Source organism: Micromonospora sp. NPDC049230, from assembly GCF_040647875.1.
Classification (GTDB): Bacteria; Actinomycetota; Actinomycetes; order Mycobacteriales; family Micromonosporaceae; genus Micromonospora.
Genome location: NZ_JBEZCZ010000027.1, coordinates 41391 through 67742, shown reverse-complemented (window position 1 = coordinate 67742; position 26352 = coordinate 41391). Strand labels below are relative to the sequence as shown.

General features: G+C 71.5%; 31 protein-coding genes. 16 read left to right on the top strand and 15 right to left on the bottom strand.

Annotated features, from left to right (window positions below):
- Positions 1–6: 6 nt before the first annotated feature.
- From AB0A95_RS22090 to AB0A95_RS22070, 5 genes are all read right to left on the bottom strand, one after another.
- Entirely contained in the window at positions 7–165 is a 159-nt protein-coding gene (locus AB0A95_RS22090; RefSeq protein WP_170285364.1) for a hypothetical protein, read from the bottom strand.
- Positions 166–281: 116 nt separating this feature from the next.
- A complete protein-coding gene (locus tag AB0A95_RS22085; RefSeq protein ID WP_357557674.1) occupies positions 282–959 on the bottom strand; it encodes a DUF6758 family protein in 678 nt (225 codons plus the stop codon).
- A gap of 80 nt (positions 960–1039) precedes the next feature.
- Complete coding sequence (locus AB0A95_RS22080; RefSeq protein ID WP_357557673.1) at positions 1040–1663, bottom strand: RNA methyltransferase; 624 nt, start codon at positions 1661–1663, stop codon at positions 1040–1042.
- Between the two features lie 52 nt (positions 1664–1715).
- Entirely contained in the window at positions 1716–2252 is a 537-nt protein-coding gene (locus AB0A95_RS22075) for a hypothetical protein (RefSeq protein ID WP_357557633.1), read from the bottom strand.
- Positions 2253–2338: 86 nt separating this feature from the next.
- Positions 2339–2854 (bottom strand): MaoC family dehydratase, encoded by a 516-nt coding sequence (locus AB0A95_RS22070; protein WP_357557632.1) that lies wholly within the window; start codon positions 2852–2854, stop codon positions 2339–2341.
- A 546-nt stretch (positions 2855–3400) separates the two neighbouring features.
- Here AB0A95_RS22070 and trxA point away from each other — a divergent pair.
- From trxA to AB0A95_RS22055, 3 genes are all read left to right on the top strand, one after another.
- A complete protein-coding gene (gene trxA / locus AB0A95_RS22065) occupies positions 3401–3763 on the top strand; it encodes a thioredoxin (RefSeq protein ID WP_030329190.1) in 363 nt (120 codons plus the stop codon).
- 145 nt (positions 3764–3908) lie between these two features.
- Positions 3909–4349, top strand: coding sequence for a hypothetical protein (locus AB0A95_RS22060; protein ID WP_357557631.1), 441 nt, complete (start codon positions 3909–3911; stop codon positions 4347–4349).
- Positions 4346–5293 carry an HTTM domain-containing protein gene (locus tag AB0A95_RS22055; protein WP_357557630.1) on the top strand — a complete coding sequence of 316 codons (948 nt, stop codon included), beginning with the start codon at positions 4346–4348 and terminating at the stop codon, positions 5291–5293. Before AB0A95_RS22060 ends, AB0A95_RS22055 begins: the two co-directional genes overlap by 4 nt.
- Here AB0A95_RS22055 and AB0A95_RS22050 read toward each other — a convergent pair.
- A complete protein-coding gene (locus AB0A95_RS22050; protein WP_357557672.1) occupies positions 5257–5676 on the bottom strand; it encodes a DUF393 domain-containing protein in 420 nt (139 codons plus the stop codon). The genes AB0A95_RS22055 and AB0A95_RS22050 overlap by 37 nt on opposite strands.
- 93 nt (positions 5677–5769) lie before the next feature.
- Between AB0A95_RS22050 and AB0A95_RS22045 the strand changes: the two genes are divergently transcribed.
- From AB0A95_RS22045 to AB0A95_RS22030, 4 genes are all read left to right on the top strand, one after another.
- On the top strand, positions 5770–6816 hold the full coding sequence (locus AB0A95_RS22045; RefSeq protein ID WP_357557629.1) for an Rv2578c family radical SAM protein: 1047 nt from the start codon (positions 5770–5772) through the stop codon (positions 6814–6816).
- A 213-nt stretch (positions 6817–7029) separates the two neighbouring features.
- Positions 7030–7620, top strand: a complete 591-nt coding sequence (locus AB0A95_RS22040; protein ID WP_357557628.1) for a sigma-70 family RNA polymerase sigma factor — start codon at positions 7030–7032, stop codon at positions 7618–7620.
- Positions 7617–8579: a hypothetical protein gene (locus AB0A95_RS22035; protein ID WP_357557627.1), complete on the top strand. Its 963-nt coding sequence runs from the start codon at positions 7617–7619 to the stop codon at positions 8577–8579. The genes AB0A95_RS22040 and AB0A95_RS22035 overlap by 4 nt, the downstream gene beginning before the upstream one ends.
- A 66-nt stretch (positions 8580–8645) precedes the next feature.
- Positions 8646–9053, top strand: coding sequence for a CoA-binding protein (locus tag AB0A95_RS22030; RefSeq protein ID WP_357557626.1), 408 nt, complete (start codon positions 8646–8648; stop codon positions 9051–9053).
- A 217-nt stretch (positions 9054–9270) separates the two neighbouring features.
- Here AB0A95_RS22030 and AB0A95_RS22025 read toward each other — a convergent pair whose 3' ends face one another.
- The gene (locus AB0A95_RS22025; protein WP_357557671.1) at positions 9271–10467 is read right to left on the bottom strand and encodes an acyl-CoA dehydrogenase family protein; all 1197 of its coding nucleotides are present in this window, start codon (positions 10465–10467) and stop codon (positions 9271–9273) included.
- A gap of 176 nt (positions 10468–10643) precedes the next feature.
- Here AB0A95_RS22025 and AB0A95_RS22020 point away from each other — a divergent pair, with 176 nt between their 5' ends.
- Positions 10644–11099: a DUF4190 domain-containing protein gene (locus AB0A95_RS22020; protein WP_357557625.1), complete on the top strand. Its 456-nt coding sequence runs from the start codon at positions 10644–10646 to the stop codon at positions 11097–11099.
- Between the two features lie 28 nt (positions 11100–11127).
- On the opposite strand, the gene AB0A95_RS22015 is transcribed toward AB0A95_RS22020, so the two are convergent.
- Positions 11128–12033 (bottom strand): SDR family NAD(P)-dependent oxidoreductase, encoded by a 906-nt coding sequence (locus AB0A95_RS22015; RefSeq protein ID WP_357557624.1) that lies wholly within the window; start codon positions 12031–12033, stop codon positions 11128–11130.
- Positions 12034–12152: 119 nt separating this feature from the next.
- Between AB0A95_RS22015 and AB0A95_RS22010 the strand changes: the two genes are divergently transcribed.
- On the top strand, positions 12153–12677 hold the full coding sequence (locus tag AB0A95_RS22010) for a DUF4190 domain-containing protein (RefSeq protein WP_357557623.1): 525 nt from the start codon (positions 12153–12155) through the stop codon (positions 12675–12677).
- Between the two features lie 76 nt (positions 12678–12753).
- Here the strand turns inward: AB0A95_RS22010 and AB0A95_RS22005 are convergent, their stop codons facing one another.
- Positions 12754–13710: a CoA ester lyase gene (locus AB0A95_RS22005; RefSeq protein WP_357557622.1), complete on the bottom strand. Its 957-nt coding sequence runs from the start codon at positions 13708–13710 to the stop codon at positions 12754–12756.
- A gap of 125 nt (positions 13711–13835) precedes the next feature.
- On the opposite strand from AB0A95_RS22005, the gene AB0A95_RS22000 reads away from it, so the two are divergent.
- On the top strand, positions 13836–14660 hold the full coding sequence (locus tag AB0A95_RS22000; RefSeq protein ID WP_357557670.1) for an SDR family NAD(P)-dependent oxidoreductase: 825 nt from the start codon (positions 13836–13838) through the stop codon (positions 14658–14660).
- A gap of 10 nt (positions 14661–14670) precedes the next feature.
- Positions 14671–14946, top strand: a complete 276-nt coding sequence (locus AB0A95_RS21995; RefSeq protein ID WP_357557621.1) for a hypothetical protein — start codon at positions 14671–14673, stop codon at positions 14944–14946.
- A gap of 57 nt (positions 14947–15003) precedes the next feature.
- Here the strand turns inward: AB0A95_RS21995 and AB0A95_RS21990 are convergent, their stop codons facing one another.
- A complete protein-coding gene (locus AB0A95_RS21990; RefSeq protein ID WP_357557620.1) occupies positions 15004–15960 on the bottom strand; it encodes a DMT family transporter in 957 nt (318 codons plus the stop codon).
- Positions 15961–16065: 105 nt separating this feature from the next.
- Between AB0A95_RS21990 and AB0A95_RS21985 the strand changes: the two genes are divergently transcribed.
- The gene (locus AB0A95_RS21985; protein ID WP_357557619.1) at positions 16066–16785 is read left to right on the top strand and encodes an HAD family hydrolase; all 720 of its coding nucleotides are present in this window, start codon (positions 16066–16068) and stop codon (positions 16783–16785) included.
- Between the two features lie 147 nt (positions 16786–16932).
- Here the strand turns inward: AB0A95_RS21985 and AB0A95_RS21980 are convergent, their stop codons facing one another.
- Both AB0A95_RS21980 and AB0A95_RS21975 read right to left on the bottom strand, forming a co-directional pair.
- Positions 16933–17463, bottom strand: a complete 531-nt coding sequence (locus AB0A95_RS21980) for a hypothetical protein (protein WP_357557618.1) — start codon at positions 17461–17463, stop codon at positions 16933–16935.
- Between the two features lie 12 nt (positions 17464–17475).
- Positions 17476–18345, bottom strand: coding sequence for a PhzF family phenazine biosynthesis protein (locus tag AB0A95_RS21975; protein ID WP_357557617.1), 870 nt, complete (start codon positions 18343–18345; stop codon positions 17476–17478).
- A 33-nt stretch (positions 18346–18378) separates the two neighbouring features.
- Between AB0A95_RS21975 and AB0A95_RS21970 the strand changes: the two genes are divergently transcribed.
- The 3 genes from AB0A95_RS21970 to AB0A95_RS21960 all read left to right on the top strand — a co-directional run bounded on the left by AB0A95_RS21970 (position 18379) and on the right by AB0A95_RS21960 (position 21533).
- Complete coding sequence (locus AB0A95_RS21970; RefSeq protein ID WP_357557616.1) at positions 18379–19665, top strand: CBS domain-containing protein; 1287 nt, start codon at positions 18379–18381, stop codon at positions 19663–19665.
- Positions 19658–20308 carry a DUF1003 domain-containing protein gene (locus AB0A95_RS21965; RefSeq protein WP_357557615.1) on the top strand — a complete coding sequence of 217 codons (651 nt, stop codon included), beginning with the start codon at positions 19658–19660 and terminating at the stop codon, positions 20306–20308. The genes AB0A95_RS21970 and AB0A95_RS21965 overlap by 8 nt, the downstream gene beginning before the upstream one ends.
- Positions 20309–20384: 76 nt before the next feature.
- Positions 20385–21533 (top strand): Mrp/NBP35 family ATP-binding protein, encoded by a 1149-nt coding sequence (locus AB0A95_RS21960; RefSeq protein ID WP_357557614.1) that lies wholly within the window; start codon positions 20385–20387, stop codon positions 21531–21533.
- A gap of 224 nt (positions 21534–21757) precedes the next feature.
- Here the strand turns inward: AB0A95_RS21960 and AB0A95_RS21955 are convergent, their stop codons facing one another.
- Entirely contained in the window at positions 21758–22183 is a 426-nt protein-coding gene (locus AB0A95_RS21955) for a preprotein translocase subunit TatB (protein WP_357557613.1), read from the bottom strand.
- A gap of 76 nt (positions 22184–22259) precedes the next feature.
- Complete coding sequence (locus tag AB0A95_RS21950) at positions 22260–23519, bottom strand: trypsin-like peptidase domain-containing protein (RefSeq protein WP_357557612.1); 1260 nt, start codon at positions 23517–23519, stop codon at positions 22260–22262.
- Between the two features lie 532 nt (positions 23520–24051).
- Between AB0A95_RS21950 and AB0A95_RS21945 the strand changes: the two genes are divergently transcribed.
- A complete protein-coding gene (locus AB0A95_RS21945) occupies positions 24052–24702 on the top strand; it encodes an O-methyltransferase (RefSeq protein ID WP_357075974.1) in 651 nt (216 codons plus the stop codon).
- A 110-nt stretch (positions 24703–24812) separates the two neighbouring features.
- Here AB0A95_RS21945 and AB0A95_RS21940 read toward each other — a convergent pair whose 3' ends face one another.
- Positions 24813–26285, bottom strand: coding sequence for a leucyl aminopeptidase family protein (locus AB0A95_RS21940; RefSeq protein ID WP_357557611.1), 1473 nt, complete (start codon positions 26283–26285; stop codon positions 24813–24815).
- Positions 26286–26352 lie beyond the last annotated feature (67 nt).

Here is a 26352-nt window from a genome sequence, read left to right as displayed (position 1 = left end):
CGGCGGTTAAGCGACGAGACTGGTGAAGAAGTCGCCGAACCCTTGGGCAATATCCATGATCCCGCCGCCGAGCGACTTGAACACGTCTGCCGCAGAGTTTGGCCGGTAGGCGACGAAGAAGATCAAGAATGCAACTCCGGCCCAGGTGAGGACCTTCTTGACCATGGCGGGCCATCCTCTCGCGCGGCGCCGGGTCCCATTACCGCAGCGGCACCCAGAGTATCAGTGTGGTGTCGTACAGTGAATATCTGCGTCCGTTCTCCGTCAATCCGGATGGGTTGTCAAGCCCTCCCGGGTAGATACGGGGACGGTGCGCCGTACACGAGCTCGGGCGGAGTCCACTCGGTCAGGTCGTGTAACACGACATCTTCCGCGAGCAGATGACCCGCACTCGCCGGCCAGGCTATCGCATGGAGCCACATTCCCCGAGCCTCGCCGGCGTACGCGCTTCGATCTGTCGGAGAATTCACCAACCACAGTGGAGTGGGGTGCCCGCCGACCCTGATCCTGGCCTGGCCCACATGGTCGGGGTGACCCGGCCCCGGGTCGGTCAACGCGTCGGCCAGCTCGGGCCCCGGATCCGGGCCGGCCAGGCCGGCGAGCCGGGTGCCCAGGCCGACGCCCGGCTCCTCGGCCACGAAGACCAGATCGGCCGGGCCGCCGCCGAGTGGCGCCGGGCCCGCGCAGGCCACAGCGGTCGCCCGCACGCCCGTCCGCTCGTCCCCGGCGTACGCCACGCCGGTGAGAGTCCAGCCGGTCGGCAGCGGCCACGGGCACCACAGCGGCGTCACCGGCGGATCCGCGGTCGTGGTGATCCGTTCCACCACACTCGCCACGATCTCCGCTCCGATGTGCTCGGGCACGTGCAGCGGCGGCACCGGGCCACACCGCAGGCACCTCGAGTCGGGGTGCATCAGATCCGGCGCCCGTACCGGGCCCCCGCATCTCGGACAACTCACCGCGACACTCACATCCCCACCGTTCTCCGGTACCGCCGGCACGTCAAGCCGGAACGTCCGATTCGGCCCCCGGGCACGGGTCAGTCCGGTGGCGCGCCGGCGTGGGCACGAATCCAGGCGTGCATCGCGATGCCGCTGGCCACGCCCGCGTTGATCGACCTCGTCGAGCCGTACTGGGCGATGGAGTAGAGCGTGTCGCACGCGGCGCGGGCGGGCGCGGAGAGACCGGGCCCCTCCTGGCCGAACAGCAGCACACAGTTCCGGGGCAGGGCGCCGGTCTCCAGCGGGAGCGAGCCGGGCAGGTTGTCGATGCCGAACACCGGCAGCCGGCGCTCCCCCGCCCAGGCCACGAACTCCTCGATCGTCTCGTGGTGCCGCACGTGCTGGTAGCGATCGGTCACCATGGCGCCGCGCCGGTTCCACCGACGCCGCCCGACGATGTGCACCTCGGCGGCGTTGAACGCGTTGGCGTTGCGGACCACTGTGCCGATGTTGAAGTCGTGCTGCCAGTTCTCGATCGCGACGTGGAAGCCGTGCCGGTGCCGGTCCAGGTCGGCGACGATCGCCTCGTGCCGCCAGTAGCGGTAGCGGTCGACGACGTTGCGCCGGTCCCCCTCCGCCAGCAACTGCGGGTCGTACCGAGGGTCGTCCGGTGGGTCCCCCGGCCAAGGGCCCACGCCCACCTCAAGCTGGTCGTCGGTCACGGTCATCAGAGGGTACGGACCGGGCCGGCGCGCGGCGCGACGGCCCGCCGGATCAGCCCAACCCGAGCGCCGCACCGAGGTGGGCCAGGAAGCGTCGGTCCGCCGGGGTGGTGGGTTGGTCCTCCCGGCGCTCGCCGGGGCCGGGCACCGCCCGGCAGACCCGGGCCGCGACCGACTGCACCCACTGGCGGTACGCGGCCGAGTCCGCCGGGTCGGCGTGCCGCCTGAGGACCCGGTTCGCGGCCCGACAGGCGGCCAGCAGGTCCATCGGGTCGGTGAGCCGTTCGGCGGGCGGTGGGGGGCCGTCGGGACGGGAGTAGATCGCGGCGACCACCGCGCGGACCAGATCGCTGTCGAAGACGCGGCCCGCGGCCACTGCGTCCAGGCCGGCCAGACCCGCCAGGACGCCCCGGTCCGTGCGATCGGGGCCGGAGGCCGCCACGGCCACGAGCACCCGACCGGGCAGGCTGATGAGCAGATCCCACTCGGTGGCTGAGTAGACAGCGGTGGTCAGGGGTGCGGCTCGGCGGCCGGCAGAGGGCGGCTCTCCGGCGACGGAGTGGCTCATCGGAACCTCCGGCGCCAGCATATGTCCCCCGCGACCCGGACAGCGCCCCTTCCCCACAGAACCCGCCGTCGCGACTGGTCACCTGGACGTTGCGTCGGCCGCCCCGGTCAGCGTGGCTCGGGGAAGCTGGGCCGCTCCGGATCCACCCCGTCGGGGACGGCGCTGGCCGCGTACTCCCGTGTGGGGACCATGACCCTGCGCCGGAAGACGCAGACCATCGTGCCGTCCTGGTTGTAGCCCCGGGTCTCCACCGACACCACGCCGCGGTCGGGTTTCGAGTCGGACGCACGCTTGTCCAACACTGTGGTCTCGCCGTAGATCGTGTCGCCGTGGAAGGTCGGCGCGACGTGCCGCAGCGACTCGACCTCGAGGTTGGCGATCGCCTTCCCGCTCACGTCGGGCACCGACATGCCGAGCAGCAGCGAGTAGATGTAGTTGCCGACCACGACGTTGCGCTTGAACTGGCTGGCCGTCGCCGCGTAGTGCGCGTCCATGTGCAGCGGGTGATGGTTCATGGTGAGCAGGCAGAAGAGGTGGTCGTCGTACTCGGTCACGGTCTTGCCCGGCCAGTGCCGGTAGACCGCGCCGACCTCGAACTCCTCGTAGTAGCGGCCGAACTGCATCCTGGTCCCTTCGACGGGCGGCGATGGAGTTCGGCACAGCATGCCTTACCGAAGGTTAAGGAAACCCGCAGGGAGCGGTGCCGGCGGAAATGTCACACCGGTCACTCACCAGGGGGGAGACGCAATGAGCGGCGGGGCCCTCCCCGGCACCCGCCGCCCACGCTCTGATGCGGAGAATTCTGCCCTACGGAAGCGTAGGTCCGACAGAGATCGAGGTCACATTTATCTTTTTGTAACACTACTCTCGGTGACGATCCGGAGGTTGATCGGCGATCTCCGCAGGCCGGATACCTCCTTGTCAGGTGCCAAGTTACCGATTCGTAGTGCTCGGCGGGGTGGATCTCCCTGGAAACGCTCCCATCACCGCAGGTCACGCAAGTGCGACATGCATTTGCGTTCCGCAGATCGAGATGAACAGACGTCGGTCGATGACACCCAACGTCCCCCGGCAGGCCGGGCACGTTTCGGGCCCGACCGCCCGGGAATTCGATACGGTCAGCCCTGGTTCTACGGGACGTAGACAAACCGCGGTGATCGGAGAGTGCAATGGCAACCGTTGAGCTGACCTCGGCGAACTTCGATGAGGTGACCGGCAACGACGGCATCGTCCTGGTCGACTTCTGGGCCGACTGGTGTGGTCCGTGCAAGCGGTTCGCCCCGGTCTATGAGCGCTCCTCGGAGAAGCACCAGAACATCGTCTTCGGCAAGGTCGACACCGAGGCTCAGCAGGAGCTGGGCGCCAAGTTCGACATCCGGTCGATCCCGACGATCATGGCGATCCGCGACGGCGTGATCGTCTTCGCCCAGCCGGGCGCCCTTCCGGAGTCCGCTCTGGAAAACCTGATCGAGCAGGTCGAGGCCCTGGACATGGACGACGTCCGTAAGCAGCTGGCCGAGCACAATCACTGAGTCGTCGCCACGACGGCATCCGAAGGCCGGGCCCCACGGGGGCCCGGCCTTTGTCGTACCCCCTCGTGATCACCTGCCTGGGCAGGCCGAACTGACCGTCGGAGGGACCCGACGCGGCCGGTACATCCCGTATCGTCACGACCTGATGGAGACCCTGACCACCCGCGGGCGCGTGACCCGGCTGGGCGCGACCGCACTCGCTCTCGTCCTGCTGCTGGTCGGCACCTTCTGGGGCAGCGACGACGACTTCCCGTTCGGCCCGTTCCGGATGTACTCCACCTCCAACCCGCCGAACGCACCAGCCCCGGACACCCGCGTCGAGGGGGTGAACAGCACGGGCGCCGTGGTCGACCTCGACCAGGCCGCGACCGGCATCCGCCGGGCCGAGATCGAGGGGCAGCAGAGCCGGTACGCCGCCGACCCGGCGCTGCTCGCCGAGGTCGCCGACGCGTACGCCGAACGCCACCCGGATGCCGCCGCGCTGGTCGAGGTCCGCATCGTCATCCGCTGGCAGGGCATCCGTGCCGGCCGGCCGACCGGCCAGCACACCGACGAGACAGTGGTCCGTTGGCAGGCCCCGCGATGAGCCGCTGGCTGACCGAGGCGGTGCCGCGCGGTCGCATCGCCGCGTTCCGCACCGTGATCTACCTCTTCGTCGCCGCCGACCTGGTGATCTTCACGCCCTGGGTCCGCACCCGCGTCAGCGTGCCCGGCGAGCTGTACCAACCACTGCTTGTCGGCCGGCTGCTCCCGCTCCCGACGCCGACCCCGGCGCTGGTGGCGGTGATCTTCTGGTCGCTGCTGCTGCTCGCGGTGCTCGCCGCGACAGGCCGTGCGCCCCGACTGCTCGGCTGGGCGGTCTGCGCGCTGTACCTGCAATGGATGATCATCGCGATGAGCTACGGGAAGGTCGACCACGACCGATTCGGGCTGCTCGTCGCACTGGCCGTCCTGCCCACCGCCGGTAGAGCCCGGCACGGCGACACCACCCGTACCGAGGCCGGCGGCTGGGCGCTGCGCGTCACCCAGATCGCGGTGATCTGCACGTACTTCCTTGCCGCCTTCGCCAAGCTGCGCTTCGGCGGCCTGGACTGGCTGACCGGCTCGGTGCTGGCCCGCGCGATCATCCGGCGCGGCACCGACCTGGCCGACCTGATCGCCCAGGTGCCGCACCTGCTGATCGTCGCCCAGTTCGGCATCGTGGCGTTCGAACTACTCAGCCCGGCGGTCTTCCTGTTGCCGGCCCGCTGGCGACTCGCCATGGTCGGCTTCTTCTACTCGTTCCACGTGGTCACCATCGCGACCATCACGATCTCGTTCGCGCCGCACCTGGCCGCGATGACCAGCTTCCTGCCGCTGGAACGGGTGCGCCCGGTGGTGTGGACCCGCCGACTCCTCGGCCGCGACCCCGCCGCGGCGGAAACCCCGGCCCCGGCGCCGCTTGGCGATCCGGCTCCGGTGCGGGCTGGTGCGGACGTGGCAGCGCTTGGCGATCAGGCTCCGGTGGTCGGGCGGCCGGCCGGGCCGTAGAGCCGGTCCCGCGCCTCCTGCGGCAGTGAGCAGGCCGCCGTACCGCCCGGCAGGCGGTGCCGGTTGCGCGCCACCCAGCGGTACACCGGCCAGGCCGCCGCGCGCACCGGCGGGAACCGCAGGCCCGCACCGGCGATCCGCCAGAGCGGGCCACTGTCGGCGAGCAGTTTGGCGATGGCATCCGGGCCGGCGGCACGCGCGCCGTCCGCACCGACCCACTGCACGGCCTCCTCGCACTCGGCCACGGTGAGGCCGAGCGCGTCCAGGTCGGAGAACTGCCAGGGCACCACCCGCGCGCCAGTGGGGATCCGGCGAGCGATGAACTCGGCGCACTGCGTGCAGAACGCGCAGTCCCCGTCGTAGACGAAGGTCGACGTCTCCATGGTGTCCATCCTCCCCTCCCCGACCACCAGAACCACCACCGGTGTACGGCGGGTCACTTGCACTCCACTCGTACGCGTGTTCGAATAGTGGTCATGCGCTGGGACAACCTCACCGCTCCCCCGGCTGAGGGAGATCCCGAGCGGGCAGCGCCAGCGACGCCACCCCTGCCGCTGGCGCTGCCCGGCGCCATCGTGCGCACCTTCGACACCCCCGAGTTCGCCGGGATGACCTTCTACGAGGTGCAGGCCAAATCCCTCCTCAACCGGGTGCCCGGCCAGTCCCGCGTCCCGTTCGAGTGGACGATCAACCCGTACCGGGGCTGCTCTCATGCATGCCGCTACTGTTTCGCGAGGAATACTCACACCTATCTCGATCTCGATGCCGGTGCGGACTTCGACCGGAAGGTGATCGTCAAGGTCAACGCCGGTGAGTTGGTCCGGCGCGAGTTGGCCGCGCCAAAGTGGCGGGGCGCGCACGTGGCGATGGGCACCAACGTCGACTGCTACCAGCGCGCCGAGGGCCGCTACCGGCTGATGCCGCAGATCATCAGTGCCCTGCGGGACTTCGCCAACCCGTTCTCGATCCTCACCAAGGGAACGCTGATCCTGCGCGACCTGCCCTTGCTGCGGCAGGCCGCCGAGGTGACCACGGTGGGCATCTCCTTCTCGGTGGGGTTCGTCGACGAGCAGCTCTGGCGCACCGTCGAGCCGGGCACGCCGCACCCGCACCGCCGACTGGACGCGGTCCGGGCGCTCACCGACGCCGGCTTCTCCGTCGGCGTGCTGATGGCCCCGATCCTGCCCGGCCTCAGCGACAGCGACGAGTCGATCGACGCCACCGTCTCGGCGATCGCCGCCGCCGGTGCGACAAGCGTGACCGCCCTGCCCCTGCACCTGCGTCCCGGCGCCCGGGAGTGGTACGCGCACTGGCTCGCCAGCGAGCACCCGCACCTCGTGCCCCGCTACCGCGAGCTCTACCGGGCCGGTGCGTACGCGCCGCAGTCGTACCAGCGGGAGTTGACCGCGCGGGTGCGGATTGCGTCCCGCCGGCACGGCCTGCACCGCGCCGAGGTGGGCGACAACCGCCAACTGCCCGAGCCGCCCCCTGCGCCGACCGCCGAGCAGCTGACCCTGCTCTAGCCTGACGTGCCGGGCAGGGACGCCTCTACCTGCCCGAACGCTGATCGGTCGCACCTGCTTCGCGCACCGCGGCACGTGGGCGGTCAACGGGAAGTGGTCGGTGCGACACGTAGCGCTCGCGTGGGCCTCGGGCCGGAGATGACGGGAACCTGGCGTCGGCGCCGGACAAGAACCAGGTATGAACACACCGTCGAACCAGGGGGCCATCGGGACATGACTGTGACCGAGCGCTCCGACGCACTGTTGGTAACGGGGGCGCCTGAACTGTTCGGGGAGCTGTACGAGCGGTACGGCGGTTGGCTGTACGACTTCAGCGCCCGGCGGGTCGGGCGACAGCTCGCCGAGGATCTGGTCGCCGAGACGTTCCTGGTGGCGTTCTCGCGACGCGACAGGTACGACACGTCGGTGGCCAACGCGCGCCCGTGGCTGTTCGGCATCCTGACCAACCTGCTGCGCAACTACCACCGTGCCGAGGTGCGGTGGCTGCGGGCACTGGAGAAGTCGGGTTCGGACCCGCTCGGCGGTTCCGGTCAGCACAACTTCGCCGACCGGGCCAACGAACGGCTCGACGCCAAGGCCGCCACGCAGGCACTGGCCGGCGCGCTCGCCGCGATGCCGCACGACCAACGCGATCTGCTCCTGCTGCATGTCTGGGCCGGCCTGGACTATCCGGAGCTGGCCGCCGCGCTCGGCCTGGCACCGGGCACCGTCCGGTCCCGCCTCCATCGGGCCAAGGCACGCCTGCGCCTCGCGATGCCCGCGCACTACGCACCGTCCACGTCTGCGAACGAGGGAACCGCATGAACATCAATTCTGATTCCGACAATTCGGGCGTCGACCTGCTTGTCGGCTTCCGCGAGAACCTGACCGGCGCTCCGGCGGACGCCACCGACCGGATGCGGCACGCGATCCTCAACGGGTCGGTGTACCAGCGCCCGGCCCCGAAGCGCTGGTTTCTGCGCCGGCCGGCGATTGCGACCGCGACCGCTTTCGCTCTCGCGGGTCTCGCCGTCGGCGGTGTCGCGCTGAGCACGGCCGACGGCGGCACCGGTCAAGCGGGCGGAGCCTCGGCCAGCTCGACGGACACGTCTCGCCAGTGGCAGTTGCGCGACATCACCTACGTCAGCGCACAGACCCAGGCCGCGCTTGGCGACGCGGACGACTACGTCGTGAAGGTCCGCGACGCCTACCCGGGCGGCCGGATCGACTACTGGACGGACAAGCAGACCGGACGCTCCCGGGTCGACATCTACCGGGGCGACGGCAGCCCGGACTCCTCCCTGGTGACGATCGTCGCCGACGGGAAACAGCGCGGCACCCAGATCAGCCACCCCGAGCGGACGTACTTCGAGTTCGTCGGTTCTGCGAAGGACGCGACAGGCACGGTCTTCGTTCCGAACGACCCGGCGAGCATCAGGGACTGGCTCGCCAAGGGGAGCCTGGAGATCGTGGGCCAGGAGAAGGTGGATGGGCACAACACCGTGCACCTGCGGTTGAAGCCGGGAACGGCGACCTACAGCGCCGAGCTCTGGGTGGACGAGACCTCGTTCCTGCCGTACAAGACGGTCGCCGACAAGAGCGGAACGGTGACCGACAGGGCAGAGGTCAGCACCTTCGAGTGGCTGCCCCGCACGGCCGAGAACCTGAGCCACTTCGACCTGACGCCGCCCGCCGGTTACACGAAGTTCGAGGGCAGGACCAAGGGCGACTCGACGAGCACCACTGGCGCCGCCCCGACCCTTCCCGGCGGGCCGACCAACTGACGGTCCGGCTGCTCGTCGGCGGTTCTGCGTCTGCCTCCGTCGGGCGGACGGCGCTACAGTCGGCGGGTGCGTACCGCTCAGCAGATCCTCGCCGAAGCCGCCGTGATCGCCGTCGTGGGCGCGTCCCGCGACCCCGGCAAGGCCGCGCACGGCGTGCCGTTGCAGATGCAGCGGTACGGCTGGCGCATCATCCCGGTCAACCCGACCGTCGACGAACTGTTCGGGGAACGGGCGTACAGGTCGCTGGCCGACATCCCGCACCCGGTCGACCTGGTGGACGTGTTCCGGCCGGCGGCCGACGCCGTGCAGGTGGTCCGGGACGCGGCGGCGATCGGCGCCCCGGCGGTCTGGCTACAACTGGGCATCGTCTCGGCCGAGGCACGGCGAATCGCCGAAGAGGCCGGCATGGACTATGTCGAGGACCGGTGTCTGATAGTCGAACGAGCCGCCGCCAACCTGACCCGCCTCACCTAACCCGAACCCGCCCCGCCGGGCCCCGGTGGTCGGCGGCAGGGACACGGCGGTGCCGGCGAGCACCGGAGACGAGTGGTCCGTCTGCGCGGACAGCCTCGGTCAGGAGCGTGATGCCCCTGAGTCATCTTGATGCCTCACAGTCATCACGCTCCTGACCGACGGCGCGGCCAGACCGACCGGAGGACGACGGCACGGGCGACCGATCAGCAGGCGCGGATCAGAGCTTGTACTCCTTGAGCAGGCCTCGGGAGATGATTGTCTTCTGGATCTCCGAGGTGCCCTCGCCGATGAGTAGGAACGGGGCCTCCCGCATCAGCCGCTCGATCTCGTACTCCTTGGAGTAGCCGTAGCCGCCGTGGATGCGGAACGCCTCCTGGACGACCTCGGCGCAGTATTCGGAGGCGAGCAGCTTGGCCATCCCGGCCTCGACGTCGTTGCGCTGGCCGGCGTCCTTGAGGCGGGCGGCGTTGACCATGAGGGCGTGCGCGGCCTCGATCTTCGTGCCCATCTCGGCGAGCTTGAAGGCGATCGCCTGGTGCTTGGCGAGCGGTTGGCCGAAGGTCTTGCGCTGCTGGGCGTAGCTGACGGCCAGCTCGAAGGCGCGGATGGAGATGCCGCAGGCACGGGCGGCCACGTTGACCCGGCCCACCTCGATGCCGTCCATCATCTGGTAGAAGCCTCGGCCCACCTTGTCGGCCCCACCGAGGATGGCCGAGTCGGGCACCGTCACGCCGTCGAGGATCATCTCGGTGGTCTCGACGCCCTTGTAGCCCATCTTCTCGATCTTGCCGGGGATGGTCAGGCCGGGTGCGGTCTCGCCGAAGCCCGGCTCCTTCTCCAGCAGGAAGGTGCTCATGTTGCCGTAGACGGACTCGGCGCCGGTGTCGGTCTTGACCAGGGTGGCCACCACCGAGGAGTACGCCCCGTTGGTCAGCCACATCTTCTGGCCGTTGAGCACGTAGTTGTCGCCCTCCCGTACGGCGCGAGACGTGATCGCCGAGACGTCGGAGCCGGTCTCGGGCTCGGACATGGAGAACGCGCCGCGCACCTCGCCGGTGGCCATCCGCGGCAGGAGGCGGGTCTTCTGCTCGGCGGAGCCGTGCTGGGAGATCAGGTACGCCACGATGAAGTGCGTGTTGACGATGCCGGAGATCGACATCCAGCCCCGGGACAGTTGCTCCACCACCAGCGCGTAGGTGAGCAGAGACTCGCCGAGCCCGCCGTACTCCTCGTCGATGGTGAGGCCGAACAGCCCCATCTCGCGCATCCCGTCGAGGATGTCGGTGGGGTATTCGTCGGCGTGCTCCAGCCGTTGCGCGTGCGGGATGATCTCCTTGTCGGCGAACTCCCGAACGGTCTCCAGGATCGACTGTTGCACGTCGGTCAGACCGGGCGTCTGGGCGAGTCGGGCCATCTCAGCCTCCGGGGATCCGCGCACTACTCGTGGGTAACTGGACGCCGGGTCAGTATCTGTCTCCGCGCCGACCGGGCCAAGGTGACCAGTCCCCACAACCGCTGTGAAAAGGTTCACCGCTGCGGGTAGCGTCCGGCAAGAGGGACTTTTCCGGCACCGGCAGGAGGAGTACAGCTGTGAGCTACCCCCCGCCGTCGGGACCGCCGGCAGACGATCAACCGCCGTCACCCTACGAGCCACCCCGGGACCAGTCACCGTACGCGCCACCGTCGGGCGGCCAGTCACCGTACGCGCCGCAGGGTCCGCAGCAGTCGGCGCACTGGAGTCAGCAGCCGCCATACCCTCCGCAGGGCCCCTACGCCCAGTACGGCCCGCCCCCGTCCGGCCCCGGCCGGGGCACCAACGTGCTGGCGATCCTGTCGCTGGTCTTCGCCTTCGTCTTCCCGCCGGCCGGCGCCGTCCTCGGTCACGTCGCGAAGCGGCAGATCCGCACCAGCGGCGAGGAGGGCGACCAGCTCGCCACCTGGGGGCTGATCCTCGGGTACGTGTTCACCGGGCTCACCCTGCTGGCCTGCTGCGGTTGGCTGGCCCTGGTGGCGCTGGGCAACACCGGCGACGGCGGCGGCTACTGACGAACGGGCCGGTGCGACCCCGCGCCGGTCAGCGGAAACGGGCCTCGCGGACACTGTTGCCGCCGTCCACCACGAGCATCTGACCGGTGATGTACGAGGCGGCCGGCGAGCAGAGGAAGCTGATCGCGGCGGCGACCTCGTCCGGAGTGCCCGGTCGGCCCACCGGCGTGCCCAGCCCCTGCTTGATCTCGGCCATCGTGGACGCGGCGGTGTAGATGGTGCCGGGGGCCACCGCGTTGACCGTCACCCCGTCCGCGATCATCTCCATGGCCAGTGCCCGGGTCAGCCCGACCACCCCGGCCTTCGCCGCCGCGTACGCGGCCTCGGTGGGCAGGGCGTTGACCGGGCCGGCCGTGGCCGCCAGGTTGACGATGCGACCCCAGCCCCGCTCGGCCATGCCACCGATGAACGCCCGACTGCACAGGAAGGCGGTGGACAGGTTGCGGTCGATCTCGCCGCGCCACTCGTCGTAGGTCAACTGCGCGACCGGCCGCAGCACCCCCTGGCTGGCTCGGCTGGCCAGGCCGGCGTTGTTGACGAGCACCTCGACGTCGCCCAACTGCTCGGCGACCGCGTCGGCCAGCGCGCCGACCTCGGACTCGTCGGTCAGATCCGCGACGAAACCGGTAACGCCCAACTCGCCGGCCCGCTCGTGGATGCGCCGGGTGGTGGAGACGATGGCCACCCGCGCGCCCAGGTCGGCGAGACGCCGGGCGGTGGCGTACCCGATGCCGTCCGGGCTGCCCGCCCCCGTCACCAGGGCGACCCGCCCGTCGAGCCGCATGGTCACCGGGTCGGTGAGCGCGACCGGCTCATCCGGGCCGGGGCTGCCCACCGGCGTGGCCGCGCGGGCACGTCGGGCCCCGCCCGGGCGGCTGACGTCCCGTCTGGGTCGGCTGCCGGAACGGTCCGCGGCGCGCGCGTCGAATGCCATGCCAGGATCCTGCCCGTTAGGACCGGCCCGAGCAACGCGGCACCCGGTAGTGGGGGCGTCGGGTTTGGGGTGTGCTGGCTACCCTGACAGCGCATCCCGACCTGACGAAGAGAGTTCGCATGACCAATCCCCCGCCACCCGGCAACTGGTCCGATCCCACGTGGTCGGCTCAGCCGTCGAGCCCCACACCGGATCCGACCCTCGTGGCCGGTCACTCGGTGCCCACCCAGCCCGGCCCGGCCGACCCGTACGCGCCCGTCGACCCGTACGCCGGGGGCCAGCCGGCGTTCGGTGAGCCGATGAAGGGTTACGCCCCGCCCGCCTACGGCCCGCCCGGTTATCCCCCGCAGTACCCCGGCTACGGCTACCCGGCCGCACAGAAGACCAACGGGATGGCGATCGCCGCGCTGGTCCTCGCGCTTGTCGGCATCGCGTCCTGCATCACCGCGCCGGTCGGCGCGATCCTCGGGCACGTGGCGCAGAAACAGATCCGGCTCAGCGGCGAGGGCGGTGCGGGGATGGCGAAGGCCGCCATCATCGTCGGCTGGATCCTCACCGGGCTGCTCGGGCTGCTGATCCTCTTCTACGTCGGCGCGATCATCCTCGCGGTCACCACTGGCGCGAGCAACGACAGCAGCTACTGACCCGCCGGGCGGGTCGGCGTACCGCCGGGTTTCGGGCCAGGTCGACAGCCGGCGGCGGTCGTCCCGGCCCGACCGGTCACTCGGCCGGTGGGGTGAACGACGAGGTACGGCTCATCCCGGCGGCCCGGCCCTTCGCGGCGACGACGAGCGCCATCTTGCGGGAGGCCTCGTCGATCATCTCGTCGCCGAGCATCACCGCGCCGAGCTTGCCGCCGGCCTCCGAGGTGTAGTGCTCGTACGCGTCGAGGATCAACTCGGCGTGGTCGTAGTCGGCCTGCGCCGGCTGGTAGACCTCGTTGGCGGCGTCGATCTGACCCGGGTGCAGCACCCACTTGCCGTCGAAGCCCAGCGCCGCCGAGCGCTTGGCGACCGCACGGAAACCGTCGACGTCCCGGATTTGCAGGAAGGGGCCGTCGATGGCCTGAAGGGCGTGCATCCGGGCGGCCATCAGGATCCGCATCAGGATGTAGTGGTACGGGTCGCCCGGGTAGTCCGGGATCAACGCGCCGACCACCAACGACCTCATGTTGATCGACGCCATGAAGTCGGCCGGCCCGAAGATGATGGTCTCCAGCCGCGGCGAGGCGGCGGCGATGGCGTCCACGTTGACCAGACCTGCCGCGTTCTCGATCTGCGCCTCGATGCCGATCCGGCCGACCTCCAGGCCGAGCGTCTTCTCGATCTGGGTGAGCAGCAGAGCCAGCCAGTGCACCTGCTCGGCGTTCTGCACCTTCGGCAGCATGAGGCAGTCCAGGTTCGCGCCGGCGCCCTCGACGACCTCGATGACGTCCCGGTAGGTCCACGGGGTGGTCAGGTCGTTGACCCGCACGACCCGGGTCTTGCCGGCCCAGTCACCCTCGTTGAGCGCGGCCACGATGTTCTTGCGCGCGTCCGGCTTGGCCAGTGGGGCGACGGCATCCTCCAGGTCCAGGAAGACCTGGTCGGCCGGGAGCCCCTGGGCCTTGCCGAGCATCTTGACGCTGGAACCCGGCACGGCGAGGCACGACCGGCGGGGACGACCGACTGCGGCCATGGATGCGCTCCTTCCAGCGGCCGGCGGGCATGCCGACGCCACCTGACTCCGCGGGAAACTTAACGATCCCAAAGGGCGTTGTGACGTCACGGTAACCTCGCGCCATGACCGGGGTGAATGGACCTGTGGAAGATCTCACTGGGCGTCGACTGGTGGTGGTGACCGGGGCCAGCTCCGGCATCGGTCTGGCCGCCGCCGTGCACCTGGCGTGCCGGGGCGACCGGGTGGTGCTGGTCGGGCGGGACCCGGCCCGCCTCCAGGCCGCGGCCGTTCGGGTACGGGAGAATTCCGGTGCACGCCCCGAGCTGTTCCGGGCCGACTTCGCCGTCCTCGACGACGTACGCCGACTGGCCGAGCAGCTCCGGGCCGCGTACGACCGGATCGACGTGCTCGCCAACAACGCCGGTGCGATCGCGCTGCAACCACTGCGCACCGTCGACGGCTTCGAGATGTCGATCCAGGCCAACCACCTGGCCCCGTTCCTGCTGACGAACCTGCTCGCCGACCGGGTGGGCCGGATCGTGGTGACCGCCTCCGGCGCGCACCGCTTCGGCGCGCTCGACCCGGACGACCTGAACGCCCCGCTGCGCCGTTACCGCTCGATGGGCGCGTACGGCTCCAGCAAGCAGGCGAACATCCTGTTCACCGCCGAGGCGGCGCGGCGCTGGCCGGACACTGCCGCGTACAGCTTCCACCCCGGAGTGGTGCGCAGCCGGTTCGGCAACGACAGCAAACTTGTCGCGTTCGGCATGCGGGTCATGCCGTTCCGCAGCCCGGAGAAGGCCGCCGAGACCCTGGTGTGGCTGGCCGACCAGGACCGCTCCCGACTCGTCGACGGGGGCTACTACATCGACCGGCGGCTGCGTCGGCCGTACGGCAAGGCCGCCGATCCGCAGCTCGCCGCCCGGCTCTGGGCGGCCAGCGCCAAGGCCGTCGGCCTCGACGCCTAGGGCCGCCGGCATGCTGACTCTTGTCGCGCTCGTCGAGTTTCCGGTCGGGGCCGAGGCTGCCGGACAGCGTTACGAGGACGCCGTGTTGGCCCTGCTCGGGCGGCACGGCGGCCACCTGGAACGCCGGCTGCGCGGCACCGACGGGCGGACCGAGGCGCACGTGATCCGCTTCGCGGCTCGGGCCGGCTACGAGTCGTTCCTCGCCGACCCGGAGCGGGCCGCGCTGCGTGGCGCCCTCGGCGAAGCCGCTCCGACGACCCGGGTCATCGAGGTGGACGAAGTCTGAGCGCCCGCCGCAACGACGAGGTCTGAGCGCCCGCCGCGATCCGGCTGGGCCGTGCGCTCAGTCGCGCAACGGGGTCGGATCGGCGGGCAGCGCGGTCGGTGCGGCCCGGCGAGCGGCCCGACCACCGCCGAGTACCACCACCGCCACCCCGACCAGCAGCAGCGCCATCCCGACCAGCGCGTACGGGCGGGGCAGCTGACCCAGCCAGGCCCAGCCGAGCAGGGCCGCACCGGGTGCCTCCAGCAGGATCAGCACGCTCACCGTGGTCGCCGAGATCTTCCGCAGGGCGTAGTTGAACATCGAGTGCCCGAGCAGTTGGGCGCCGGCCACCAGGGCCAGGATGGCCAGCCAGGTGTGCCCGTCGAACCCGGTCAGCCGTGCGCCGCCGACCAGGCACACCACCAGCAGGATCAGTGCGCAGATCCCGTAACAGATGGTGGTGTAGGTGGTGGTGCTGATGCTGGCGCGTGCCCGTTCCCCGAAGGCGGTGTAGACGGCCGCGAACAGGCCGCCGGTCAGCGCCAACACGTCGCCGAGGACGGCCCTGCCGGAGACACCCACGTCGGTCCCGGTGGCTGTCGCCGCGCCGCCGACCGCCACCGCGATGCCGATCCACACCACCCGGGGCAGTCGACGCCTCTGGGCGCGGGCGATCAGCCCCTGCCAGACCGGCTGCGTGGCGACCAGGGCGGTGGACGTGGCGACGGAGGTGAGCTGGGCACTGGGCACCCAGGTGGCGAAGTGGCCGGCCAACGCGACCCCGGACAGGACGCAGAACAGGCCCTCCCGCCGCCGGATGCCTCGGGTCAGCCCACGGAACTCGGCGCGGCGCCGGGCCAGGGCGAAGGGGCTCAAGACGGCCACCGCGAGCAGGTTGCGCCAGAACGCGATGGCCAGCGCGGGGGCGGCCGCGTACGCGATGAGCGGCGCGGACGACGACACGGCGACCACGGCCAGGCCGACCGCGCCGGTGGTCAGCAGATCCGGGGACGGGCGGTGGGGAGGTGGGGACACGGGACGTAATCCTCACACGTATGACGGTCAGCACGGAGGGTCAGCACTCCGTTACGATCATGCGGGTCCCGCCGGCGACCATCTACCGCCCGGAGGCGTTCCCCCATGCCCAGCTACCAGGCGGTGTTGTTCGACTTCTTCGGCACCCTGACCCGTTCGGTGCGGCGTGGTGTCGCGCACGTCGGCACCGCCGAGCTGCTCGGGTGCCCCACCGACACCCTGACCGAGGTGCTGGACCGCACCTACTACGAGCGGGCCACCGGCCGGCTGGGCGACGCGGAGGCGACCCTGCGCTGGGTGTGCGCCCAGGCGGGCGTACGCCCGAGTGACACCGCGGTGCGGGCGGCGGTGGCGTCGCGGCACCGGGCGGTCCGCGCGGACACCTGGCTGCGGGCCGACGCGGTGCCCGTCCTGGCGGCCCTGCGCCAGCGCGGCCTGCACACAGGTGTGATCAGTGACTGTACGCACGAGTTGCCGGCCTTCCTGCCACAGCTCGCGGTGGCCCCACTGCTCGACGTGCGGGTCTTCTCGGTGCAGGTAGGACGGTGCAAGCCGGATCCGGTGCTGTACCTGACCGCCTGCCAACGGCTCGGGCTCACGCCCGCCGACTGCCTGTACGTCGGTGACGGCGGCAGCCAGGAGCTGACCGGCGCCGAGCGGGCCGGGATGACCGCCGTCCGACTTGCCGCGCCGGATCTGGCCACACACCTGGTGTTCAACGCCGACCTGGACTGGCGGGGGCCCACGCTCGGCACACTGGGTGAGGTGCTCACCCTCGTCGACGGCTACGTCAAGGCGGTGGGCGTCGGCGGGCGGGCCGGCTGATTCCGCCACAGGCGGCGCTCCGCGGGCCAGCTCAACCCGCGGTCCGGCGCGGGCGGGCTCAACCGACGGCCCGAGGCGGGCGGGCTCAACCCGCAGCCCGGCGCGGGCCAGGCTCAAGCGGCGGCGGCGGCGCGGGCGGGTGCGCGGTCAGCGGCGGCGGACCCGGTGCAGGCGGAACGGTTTGCGGGTGGCCCGGACCGCCGGGGTGGCCCGGGGTGGCTCGGCCTGTGCGTCGGCCGGCAGGTCCGCGCCGGCCAACGGTGTGCCGGCCGGGCTGAGTCGGTTCACCGCGCACCCGTCCGCGGCCCACCGGGCCACCAGGTCGGCGGTCGGGCCCGGCGCGTTGAGGCGCTTCGCCGCCACCAGGGGAGCGGCGGTGTCCCACGCCTCGGTGCCCGGCCGCACCCGGCTCACCCGGGCCGGCCAGGTGACGATCCGACCGCCGTGGTCACCGCGCAGGGTGACCTGCGCCTCGGTCGCGTCGGCGAGGCCCGGCGCGGCCTGCTCGCCCGGCCCGGAGACCACCAGCAGCGCGCCCTCGAGCGGGGCGCACCAGAGCGCGAGCGCCGGCCCGCCGGACACGCTGACCCAGGCCACTGCGGCCTTCTTCATCGCCTCGTCGACAAGCGGCGTGCCGCCGGGGGCGTCCTCGTCCGTCACACCCGCATCCTCCCGCATCGGTGCCTCCGCTCAACCCACGAAAGGTGGAACGCTGATCTCGCCCCGGGCCACCGGCATCACCTGGCCGGCGACCGTCGCCCCGACCGCCGCCCCGTTCGCCGCGGTGACCGTGCAGGTCAGCGCGGACGGGCGGTTCATCTCCGCACCCTGGCGGACCGCGTACTCCGACAGCCCCTCGCCGGGCAGCAGCCCGGTCGCCACCAGCCACACACCGAGGCCGAGCGCCGCCGAGCCGGTAGCCGGATCCTCCGGGACGCCCATCCCCGGCACGAACACCCGGGTGTGCGCGGTGTGCGCGGCGGCGTCCCAGGAGAAGACGCTGAGCTGCGACACCCCGTACCGCTGCGCCGCCTCGGGCTGCACCCGGGCGCGGGCCACCGACTCCGGCCGAACCGGCAGGTACGGGAACTCCAGCCCGCAGCCGGCGACGCGTGGGGCAGGCCCGACGTGGTCGTCAGCGGTCAACCCGGCGATCTCCAACAACGGCTCCGGGTCCAACTCCGGCCCGAGAGTCGGGGCGCCACCGGTCAACGTCGCCCCGGTCGGGGTCACCTCGATCGGCAGCACCCCGGCCGCACACTCCTGAGTGACCCGCCCCACAGCGAAGATGCCCCGCCGGCTCGCGGTGACCGCCGCACCGACGCTGGGGTGCCCGGCGAACGGCAACTCCTCCGCCGGGGTGAAGATCCTGGCCCGGTAGGTGGCTCCGACCTGGGTCGGCGGCAGCACGAACACCGTTTCGGAGAGGTTGAACTCCAGCGCGAGCGCCTGCATCTGCTCGGTGGCCAGCCCTTCCGCGCCGAACACCACGGCCAGCGGGTTGCCGGCGAAGGGGCGGTCGGTGAAGACGTCCACGATCTCGTAGGCCAAGGTCGACATGTTGATAAACACTAGGCGCTTAGGCTGGTGCCCGTGAGCACGCCGACCCGGGTCTACATCGCCCGTCTCGCCGGAGTCGCCGTCTTCGACCCGAACGGCGACCAGGTGGGCCGGGTTCGCGACGCCGTGGCACGACTACGGGCGACCAAACGACCGCCGGAGGTGGTCGGCCTCGTGGCCGAGATGCCGATGCGTCGTCGGATCTTCCTGTCCATCAACCGGATCACCTCCATCGACGCGGACGCCGTCGTCCTCGGCTCCGGCACCCTGAACCTGCGCCGGTTCGAGAAGCGCGGGAACGAGCTGCTGGTCCTCCAGGAACTGCTCGACCGGCGGGTGCAGCTCGACCCGGGTGGCCAGCCCGGCACGGTCGTGGACGTCGCGATGGAGTGCAGCCGGGGCGGCGAGTGGTCACTGACCCGTGTCGCGGTGCGCGAGCAGACCGGTCGGCTCAGTCGCCGCGGCCACCTGCACCAGGTCGAGTGGGACCGGGTGCGCGGCCTCAGCGGCATCGCCGACAACCGGGGTACGGCGAATCTGCTCGCCGTCCTGGAGGACATGCGACCGGCCGACCTGGCCAACGCGCTTCAGGATCTGCCCGACGCACGGCGCAACGAGGTCGCGGCGGCGTTGGACGACGAGCGGTTGGCCGACGTGCTCAGCGAGTTGCCGGAGCACGACCAGGTGGAGATCCTCGCGGCACTGGACCGGGAACGGGCCGCGGACGTGCTGGAGGAGATGGACCCGGACGACGCCGCCGACCTGCTCAACGAGCTGCCCCCACCGGAGCAGGACGTGCTGCTGGACCTGATGGAGCCGGACGAGGCCGACCCGGTGCGGCAGCTCCTGAAGTACACCCCCGGAACGGCGGGCAGTGTGATGACCTCGGAGCCGGTCATCCTGCCGCCGGACGCCACAGTCGCCGAGGCGCTGGCCCGGATCCGGGAGCCACAGCTGTCCCCCGCCGTCGCCGCGCAGGTCTTCGTGACCCGGGCACCACAGAACACGCCGACCGGCCGCTACCTGGGCATGGTGCACTTCCAGGCGCTGCTGCGCGAGCCTCCCGCCGACCTGCTGGGCAAGGTGGTGGTCAACGACATCGACCCCCTGCGCCCGACCACCCCACTGCCGGAGATCACCCGTCGGATGGCCACCTACGACCTCGTCGCCATGCCGGTGATCGACCGGAGCAACCGGCTGGTCGGCGCCGTGACGGTGGACGACGTGCTGGACCACTCCCTACCCCGGGACTGGCGGGACCGCGACGCCCTGACCGCCCCGGGCACCACCGACGCGGCGCTGGACGGCGCGGATGGCTGAGCAGCGGCGTAACGAACGGCTCGACCAGCCGCGTGAGCCCCGGGGCATCAAGCTGCCCCGGTTCGACGCGGAGGCGTTCGGCAGGTGGTCGGAGGGCATCGCCCGGGGCATGGGCACCGCGAACTTCATCGTCGTCATGACTGTGGTGATCACGATCTGGTTCGTCTGGAACACAGTGGCCCCGGCGAACCTGCGCTTCGACCCGTACACCTTCACGTTCTTGACCCTGGTGTTGTCGTTGCAGGCCAGTTACGCGGCCCCGCTGATCCTGCTGGCACAGAACCGGCAGGCGGACCGGGACCGGGTGGCCCTGGAGGAGGACCGACGGCGAGCCACCGCGCAGAAGGCGGACACCGAGTACCTGGCCCGGGAGATCGCGGCACTGCGGATCGCGCTGGGTGAGGTGGCCACCCGCGACTTCCTCCGCTCCGAGCTGGCCCGCCTGGCCGAGGAACTGGACGAGATGGGGCAGCGCCGGCAGCGGCTGGAACGCCGCCAACAGGAGAAGGACAGCCGGCAGGAGAAGCGCAGCCAACGACCGACCGACGGTGTCGGCCTGGACGAGCCACGCGACGACCTGGACGGCGACTTCGTCCGGGACGCCCGGCCGGACGGCACCGGGCCGCGCCGGTCGGACAGCTGATCGGTGGGTCATCGATTGGCTCACACCGCACCGGGCAGCGGCGGCAACGGATGCCCCGCGACGTAGCATTGCGGGCATGTCAGCACCCGTGAGCACCGTCGAGGACGCGATCCAGGCCGCGCTGGCCACCGTCAACGACCCGGAGATCCGCCGGCCCATCACCGAGCTGGGCATGGTCCGCTCCGCCACGATCGCTGCCAACGGCGTCGTCCGCGTCGAGCTGCTGCTCACCGTCGCCGGCTGCCCGCTCAAGGACAAGCTGCGTACGGACATCACCACCGCGGTCGCCGCCGTGCCCGGCGTCACCGGTGTGGAGATCGACTTCGGTGTGATGACCCCCGAGCAGCGGCAGTCGTTGCAGTCGCAGCTGCGCGGCGGCGGCGCCACCGCGGAGCCGGTGATCCCGTTCGCCCAGCCGGGCTCGCGCACCCGGGTGTACGCGGTGGCCAGTGGCAAGGGCGGTGTCGGCAAGTCCAGCGTGACTGTCAACCTGGCGGCGGCGCTCGCCGCCCGCGGGCTCTCCGTCGGCGTGGTCGACGCGGACATCTACGGCCACTCGGTGCCCCGGATGCTCGGCACGGAGGCCCGGCCCACCCGCGTCGAGGACATGATCATGCCGCCGCAGTCGCACGGCGTGAAGGTGATCTCCATCGGCATGTTCACCTCCGGCAACGCCGCGGTGGTGTGGCGCGGCCCGATGCTGCACCGGGCGTTGCAGCAGTTCCTGGCCGACGTCTACTGGGGCGACCTGGACGTGCTTCTGCTCGACCTGCCGCCGGGCACGGGTGACGTGGCCATCTCGCTGGCCCAACTGCTGCCCAACTCGGAGATCCTGATCGTCACCACCCCGCAGACCGCCGCCGCCGAGGTGGCCGAGCGGGCCGGTGCGATCGCCTTGCAGACCCACCAGCGGGTGGTCGGCGTCATCGAGAACATGTCCTGGCTGGAGCTGCCGGACGGCTCCCGGATGGAGATCTTCGGTGCCGGCGGCGGCACGGCCGTCGCCGAGTCGCTGAGCCGGACCATCGGCGCCCAGGTGCCGCTGCTCGGTCAGATCCCGCTGGACACCCGGGTCCGCGAGGCTGGCGACGCCGGCAACCCGGTGGTGCTGGCCGAGCCGGATTCCCCGGCCGCCCAGGCCCTCGGCACGATCGCCGACCGGCTCGCGCTACGCCGCGAGTCGCTGCTCGGCAAGCCGCTCGGCCTCAAGCCCGCCGGCCGCTGACCGCCGAGCGCCCCTGCCCGCCGCCGCACGCCGGCGCTGACTGGCCGCCGCCGGGCGGCGGGCTGGCCGGTGGGCGCGGGCCGATCGCCGGGCGCGGGCCGATCGCCGGGCGGCTTGATCAACTCGGATTTCAGGAAATCGGGGCATCTGGCGCCCTTGGACCGGCCGACTTCCTGAAAACCGAGTCGATCTCGGTAACACCCGCGGGTGGGGATGGCTGGCGGTCAGGTGGCGTCGTCGTAGCTGACGCGGGGCGCCGGGGCCGGGGCGCCGTTGCTGGTGGCCGTGCTGGACCCGGTGCCGTTCGACCGCAGGTCCGCGGCACTGGCCACGTCCTTCAGGTCGTCGTGCACACTGCTGACGTCCGCACGCAGGTTGTCGTAGACGCCCTGCAACGGCTTGCGGATCGCCGCCTCGTCCTCCTCGCTGAGGAGGTGCTTGCGGATGAACGCCTTCGGGTGCAGGTCCTCAAGCTGGATGTCGGTGCCCAGCTCACGACTCAGGTCGCCGGTGGCGTTACGGGCCATGTTGCGCAGGTTGCGCACCAGCCGCAGGCCGTCGTTGATGACCGTGGGCAGCTTGTCACCGAAGATCAGCAGCGCCAGGAGCAGCAGCGCACCGATCTCCCACCAGTTCAGGTTGTCGAGCATCCCGCGGGCCTCCTCTCGGCGTCAGCAGCAAGACTACGCACGCCGCCCGGCTTTGGGGCAAGGGGTGAGCCGCTGTTCACTTGGCGTCCGCGGCGAGGGTTACCGAGGTGTTCTGCCGGGCGGAGCCCCGTCGAAACTCGACAGACACCACCGAGCCGGGCGCGAACTTGCGGACCAACGCGGTCAGGTCCGTCGGCTCGGTCATCGGCCGTCCGTTGATCTTGAGGATGACGTCGCCGACCTTCAGTCCGGCGCTGTCCGCCGGGCCGGACGGCTCCACCTCCGCCAGCCGAAGACCACCCCCGGCGGCCCCGGTCGGGCCTTCCGCTCGGGCGCCGATCACCGTACGCCGGGCCTTGCCGGTGCCGATGATGTCCTGGGTCACCCGCTTGGCCTGGTTGATCGGGATGGCGAAGGCGAGCCCGATGTTGCCCGCTTCCTGGCCCTCGGCGACAAGTGACTTGATTGTCGAGTTCACCCCGACCACCCGTCCGGCGCCGTCGACAAGCGGGCCGCCCGAGTTTCCGTGGTTGACCGCGGCGTCGGTCTGGATGGCCGCGTAGTAGCGCATCGGGCCACCCGGCTCACCGGCCTGCATCGTCCGGTCCAGGGCGCTCACGATGCCGGCGGTGACCGTGTTGGCGAGCGACAGCGGCGAGCCGATGGCGAGCACCGGGTCACCGACCGCCAACGAGTCGGAATCACCGAACTCCACGGGCCGCAGCCCGGTACGACTCACCTTGATCACCGCGATGTCCGACTCCGGATCCTGACCGACGATGGTCGCCGGCGCGGTGCTGCCGTCGTTGAAGACCACCGACGCCTTACCGGTGCCACCGGCCACCACGTGATCGTTGGTGATCACATGGCCGTCGGCGGTGGCGATGAACCCGGAGCCCTCACTGGTCCCGCCGAGGCTGCTCATCCGCACGGTGACCACGCTGGGCAGGACACGTTCGGCGACACCGGCCAGCGACTCCGGCTTGCGCTGGGCCAGCGCTGGCGCCTCGGCTGGCGTGCCACCCAGGACCACCCCACCACCAACCCCGCCGCGTACCGCGAACGCGTAGCCCAACGCCCCGCCGAGGGCGCCGGCCAGCAAAGCGGTGATCACGGGAATGAGCAACAGGTGGCGTAGCCGCGGCCGACCCGGTGCGTCCGGATCGGAGACCGGCTCGGGCTCGGTGCCGGCCACCACCACCCCCGGCACCACAACGGCGGCCGGCGCCGCCGGGTCCCGCCAGGGATCGGCGAGCGCGTCCGACCACCAGGGCGACGCACCGGCCGTGCCGGTCGCGGCGGCGGTCGGCACGGGCCAGCCCGCCGAGGGCCCCACGGCCGGCACACCCCCCACCGGCGGGTATCCGTATGACGACCCGCCAGCCAACGGCACAGCCGACGCACCACCCGGCGGCACGGCGGGCGCACCACCCCGCGGCACAGCCGACCCGCCGGCCGGAGGCACAACCGGCGCACCACCCGGCGGCACAACCGACCCGCCAGCCGGAGGCACAGCAGCGGGCGTACTGCCGACGCCCGGCGTGGTCGGCGGTCCCACCGGTGGGCCCCCTGCCCCGGGCGGTCGCGCCGGAGCCGGAGTCTCACCGCCCCGGCGCCAGTCCCAGCCGTCGGTCACGTTGGTGCCTCCCAGTCCGTCCCCGGATCCCGCGTCGCGTCGCCCGGCCACGGGCCGTTTGGTCGCGACTGACGGGATACCGCTTCCAGGATTGCACGGATGCGCGTGGTGGGGTCAGCGGTTGACCCGGTGATCGCTTCAGCCGGAGGCCCGACTGCGCCCCGCGGCGGTCGCCTCTACGCTCACAGTGCCAACCCGCCCCCGCACCACGCACCGCCCCCGGAGGTGCCCCATCGCCACTGTCGCCGGTACCGGCAGTTCGACGGCCCAGGCTCAGCAGTTCGCCGAGTCTTACGTCACCGAGGATCTCGTCCTGCGCACCGCCCGCAGCCTGGCCCTGGAGGTGGGCCTCGACGCGGTCACGCCCGGCGCGGGCGCGGCGCTGCGGCTGTTGGCCGCCGCCGGCAACGCCCGCGCGGTGGTGGAGATCGGCACCGGCACCGGGGTGAGCGGTGTCTGGTTGCTCCGTGGCATGCGTGCCGACGGTGTGCTCACCACGATCGACGTGGAGGTGGAGCATCAGCGGATCGCGCGGCGGATCTTCGCCGAGGCGGGCTTCGCTGCCGGCCGCACCCGGATCATCACCGGTCGTGCGCTCGACGTGCTGCCCCGGCTGGCCGATGGCGCGTACGACCTGGTCTTCGTGGACGCGGAGGCGACCGGCTTCCACGCCTGTGTGGAGGCCGCGCTGCGGCTGTTGCGTCCGGGCGGTGTGCTCGCGCTCAACGGCGTGCTGGCCAGCGGCCGGATCGGTGACCCGGCCGCGCGGGACGCGGAGACGGTGACGGTCCGCGAGACGATCAAAGCGGTCCGCGAGTCGGAGCACTGGATCCCCGCGTTACTCCCGGTCGGTCACGGGGTGCTCGCCGCGGTGAAGTGCTGATCCGGGCCGATCCCGTCGACCTTGCGCCTTCGGTCGCCGAGACGCCTGGAATGCCCCTTGCATTCGGACAGCAAGTGCAAGATCGCGGGGGGAACCTCGACGCGCGGAGCCTAGACGCTGGATAGCCAGCGCAGCAGCCAGCGCACGCCCCAGCCGGTGGCGCCGCGGCTGACCTCGGCGTCGTCGCCGTCCGCCCAGGACGGGGCCGACATGTCCAGGTGCAGCCAGCGGTCCCGTAGTTCGCCGGTGAACTCGCGCAGGTAGAGGGCGGCCAGCACCGAGCCGGCGCCCTGCGCCGGCGCGCTGTAGAGATCGGCGATGTCGCTGCCGAGATATTCGGCGTAGTCGTTGTGCAGCGGCATCCGCCACGCGGACTCGCCGGCCGCCTCGGTAGCGGCCAGCACGTCGGCGGCCAGCTGGTCGTTCTCGCTGTAGAGGGCGGCGGTGCGCTTGCCCAGGGCGACGGCGTTGGCACCCGTGAGGGTGGCCAGGTCGAGAAGCAGGTCCGGTTTGAGCTGCTGCACCGCGTACGCCAGGGCGTCGGCGAGGACCAGACGGCCCTCGGCGTCGGAGTTTGTCGTCTCGCTTGTCGTGCCGCCGTAGTGCCGGATGACGTCGCCGGGGCGGAACGCCGAGCCGCTGACCATGTTCTCGGCGAGCGGGGCCAACGTGGTGATCCGGACCGGCAGCCGCAGCGCGGCGGCGCCGAGGGTGGCGGCGACGACCGCGGCCGCGCCGGCCATGTCCTTGCGCATCAGTTTCATCGCCGGCACCGGCTTGATCGAGATGCCGCCGGTGTCGAAGGTGATGCCCTTGCCGACAAGCACCACGTGCGTACGCGCGTCGGCGGGGTGCCAGTCCAGCTCGACGAGTCGGGGGCCGCTGGCCGAGCCACCGCCCACGGCGAGGATTCCGCCGAAGCCCTCGGCGGCCAGCTCGGCCGGGCCGCGGACCCGCAGTCGCAGGTCCGGCAGGTCGGCGGCGGCGGAGGTCACCTGATCGGCGAACCACTGCGGGGTCTTCACCGACGAGGGGGTGTTGGTCAGGTCACGGGCGAGATGGGTCATCGCCGCGGTGGTCCGGGCGGTGGCGACGGTGGCCTCGAACGCGGCCGGGTCGGCGAGCAGCAGGTCGACGCCGCTGAGCGCCGGCGGGTCGCCTGCCTCGGTCAGCCGGTACCGGTACGGGGCGAGCAGCAGCCCCTCGGCCAGCCCGCGCACCGCGGCCGGAGTGACCTCGGCCGGCAGCGCGATGGTGATATGCGTCTCACCCTTGCCGGAGCGGGCCAGGGCTGCGCCTGCCGTCCGCCAGGCCGCCTCGTCACCGTCGCCGACGCCGAGCAGCAGGAGCCGGCCCGGGGTACGACCGGGTCGAAGCTGGGTGTGGATCTCGCCGGCTCGGCCAGTCAGTCGGGCCGCCGGCACCAGCGCGGCTGCCTCCCCGGCCGTGCCGTCAGGGGGCGTCGTGACTGTCGACACGGGCTCGGCCGAGGCGTCACCTCCCGCTGCCGCATCGGCGGGACGGACAGGCAGGACGAGGACGTCGAGCCGGTCGGGCTCGGCGATCAGACGGATGGCGAGCACGCGGAACCGTACCTCCAGGGAAGTGTCGCGGAGCGGAACCGAGCCCGCCTGCCCGCGCCGATGAAGA

Excerpts from the sequence above, each read along its gene's own strand:
- AB0A95_RS22090 (WP_170285364.1), bottom strand. The coding sequence starts at position 165 with ATGGTCAAGAAGGTCCTCACCTGGGCCGGAGTTGCATTCTTGATCTTC.
- AB0A95_RS22075 (WP_357557633.1), bottom strand. The coding sequence starts at position 2,252 with ATGCTGGCGCCGGAGGTTCCGATGAGCCACTCCGTCGCCGGAGAGCCG.
- AB0A95_RS22070 (WP_357557632.1), bottom strand. The coding sequence starts at position 2,854 with ATGCAGTTCGGCCGCTACTACGAGGAGTTCGAGGTCGGCGCGGTCTAC.
- trxA (WP_030329190.1), top strand. The coding sequence starts at position 3,401 with ATGGCAACCGTTGAGCTGACCTCGGCGAACTTCGATGAGGTGACCGGC.
- AB0A95_RS22060 (WP_357557631.1), top strand. The coding sequence starts at position 3,909 with ATGGAGACCCTGACCACCCGCGGGCGCGTGACCCGGCTGGGCGCGACC.
- AB0A95_RS22055 (WP_357557630.1), top strand. The coding sequence starts at position 4,346 with ATGAGCCGCTGGCTGACCGAGGCGGTGCCGCGCGGTCGCATCGCCGCG.
- AB0A95_RS22050 (WP_357557672.1), bottom strand. The coding sequence starts at position 5,676 with ATGGAGACGTCGACCTTCGTCTACGACGGGGACTGCGCGTTCTGCACG.
- AB0A95_RS22045 (WP_357557629.1), top strand. The coding sequence starts at position 5,770 with ATGCGCTGGGACAACCTCACCGCTCCCCCGGCTGAGGGAGATCCCGAG.
- AB0A95_RS22040 (WP_357557628.1), top strand. The coding sequence starts at position 7,030 with ATGACTGTGACCGAGCGCTCCGACGCACTGTTGGTAACGGGGGCGCCT.
- AB0A95_RS22035 (WP_357557627.1), top strand. The coding sequence starts at position 7,617 with ATGAACATCAATTCTGATTCCGACAATTCGGGCGTCGACCTGCTTGTC.
- AB0A95_RS22025 (WP_357557671.1), bottom strand. The coding sequence starts at position 10,467 with ATGGCCCGACTCGCCCAGACGCCCGGTCTGACCGACGTGCAACAGTCG.
- AB0A95_RS22015 (WP_357557624.1), bottom strand. The coding sequence starts at position 12,033 with ATGGCATTCGACGCGCGCGCCGCGGACCGTTCCGGCAGCCGACCCAGA.
- AB0A95_RS22010 (WP_357557623.1), top strand. The coding sequence starts at position 12,153 with ATGACCAATCCCCCGCCACCCGGCAACTGGTCCGATCCCACGTGGTCG.
- AB0A95_RS22005 (WP_357557622.1), bottom strand. The coding sequence starts at position 13,710 with ATGGCCGCAGTCGGTCGTCCCCGCCGGTCGTGCCTCGCCGTGCCGGGT.
- AB0A95_RS21995 (WP_357557621.1), top strand. The coding sequence starts at position 14,671 with ATGCTGACTCTTGTCGCGCTCGTCGAGTTTCCGGTCGGGGCCGAGGCT.
- AB0A95_RS21985 (WP_357557619.1), top strand. The coding sequence starts at position 16,066 with ATGCCCAGCTACCAGGCGGTGTTGTTCGACTTCTTCGGCACCCTGACC.
- AB0A95_RS21980 (WP_357557618.1), bottom strand. The coding sequence starts at position 17,463 with ATGCGGGAGGATGCGGGTGTGACGGACGAGGACGCCCCCGGCGGCACG.
- AB0A95_RS21975 (WP_357557617.1), bottom strand. The coding sequence starts at position 18,345 with ATGTCGACCTTGGCCTACGAGATCGTGGACGTCTTCACCGACCGCCCC.
- AB0A95_RS21965 (WP_357557615.1), top strand. The coding sequence starts at position 19,658 with ATGGCTGAGCAGCGGCGTAACGAACGGCTCGACCAGCCGCGTGAGCCC.
- AB0A95_RS21960 (WP_357557614.1), top strand. The coding sequence starts at position 20,385 with ATGTCAGCACCCGTGAGCACCGTCGAGGACGCGATCCAGGCCGCGCTG.
- AB0A95_RS21955 (WP_357557613.1), bottom strand. The coding sequence starts at position 22,183 with ATGCTCGACAACCTGAACTGGTGGGAGATCGGTGCGCTGCTGCTCCTG.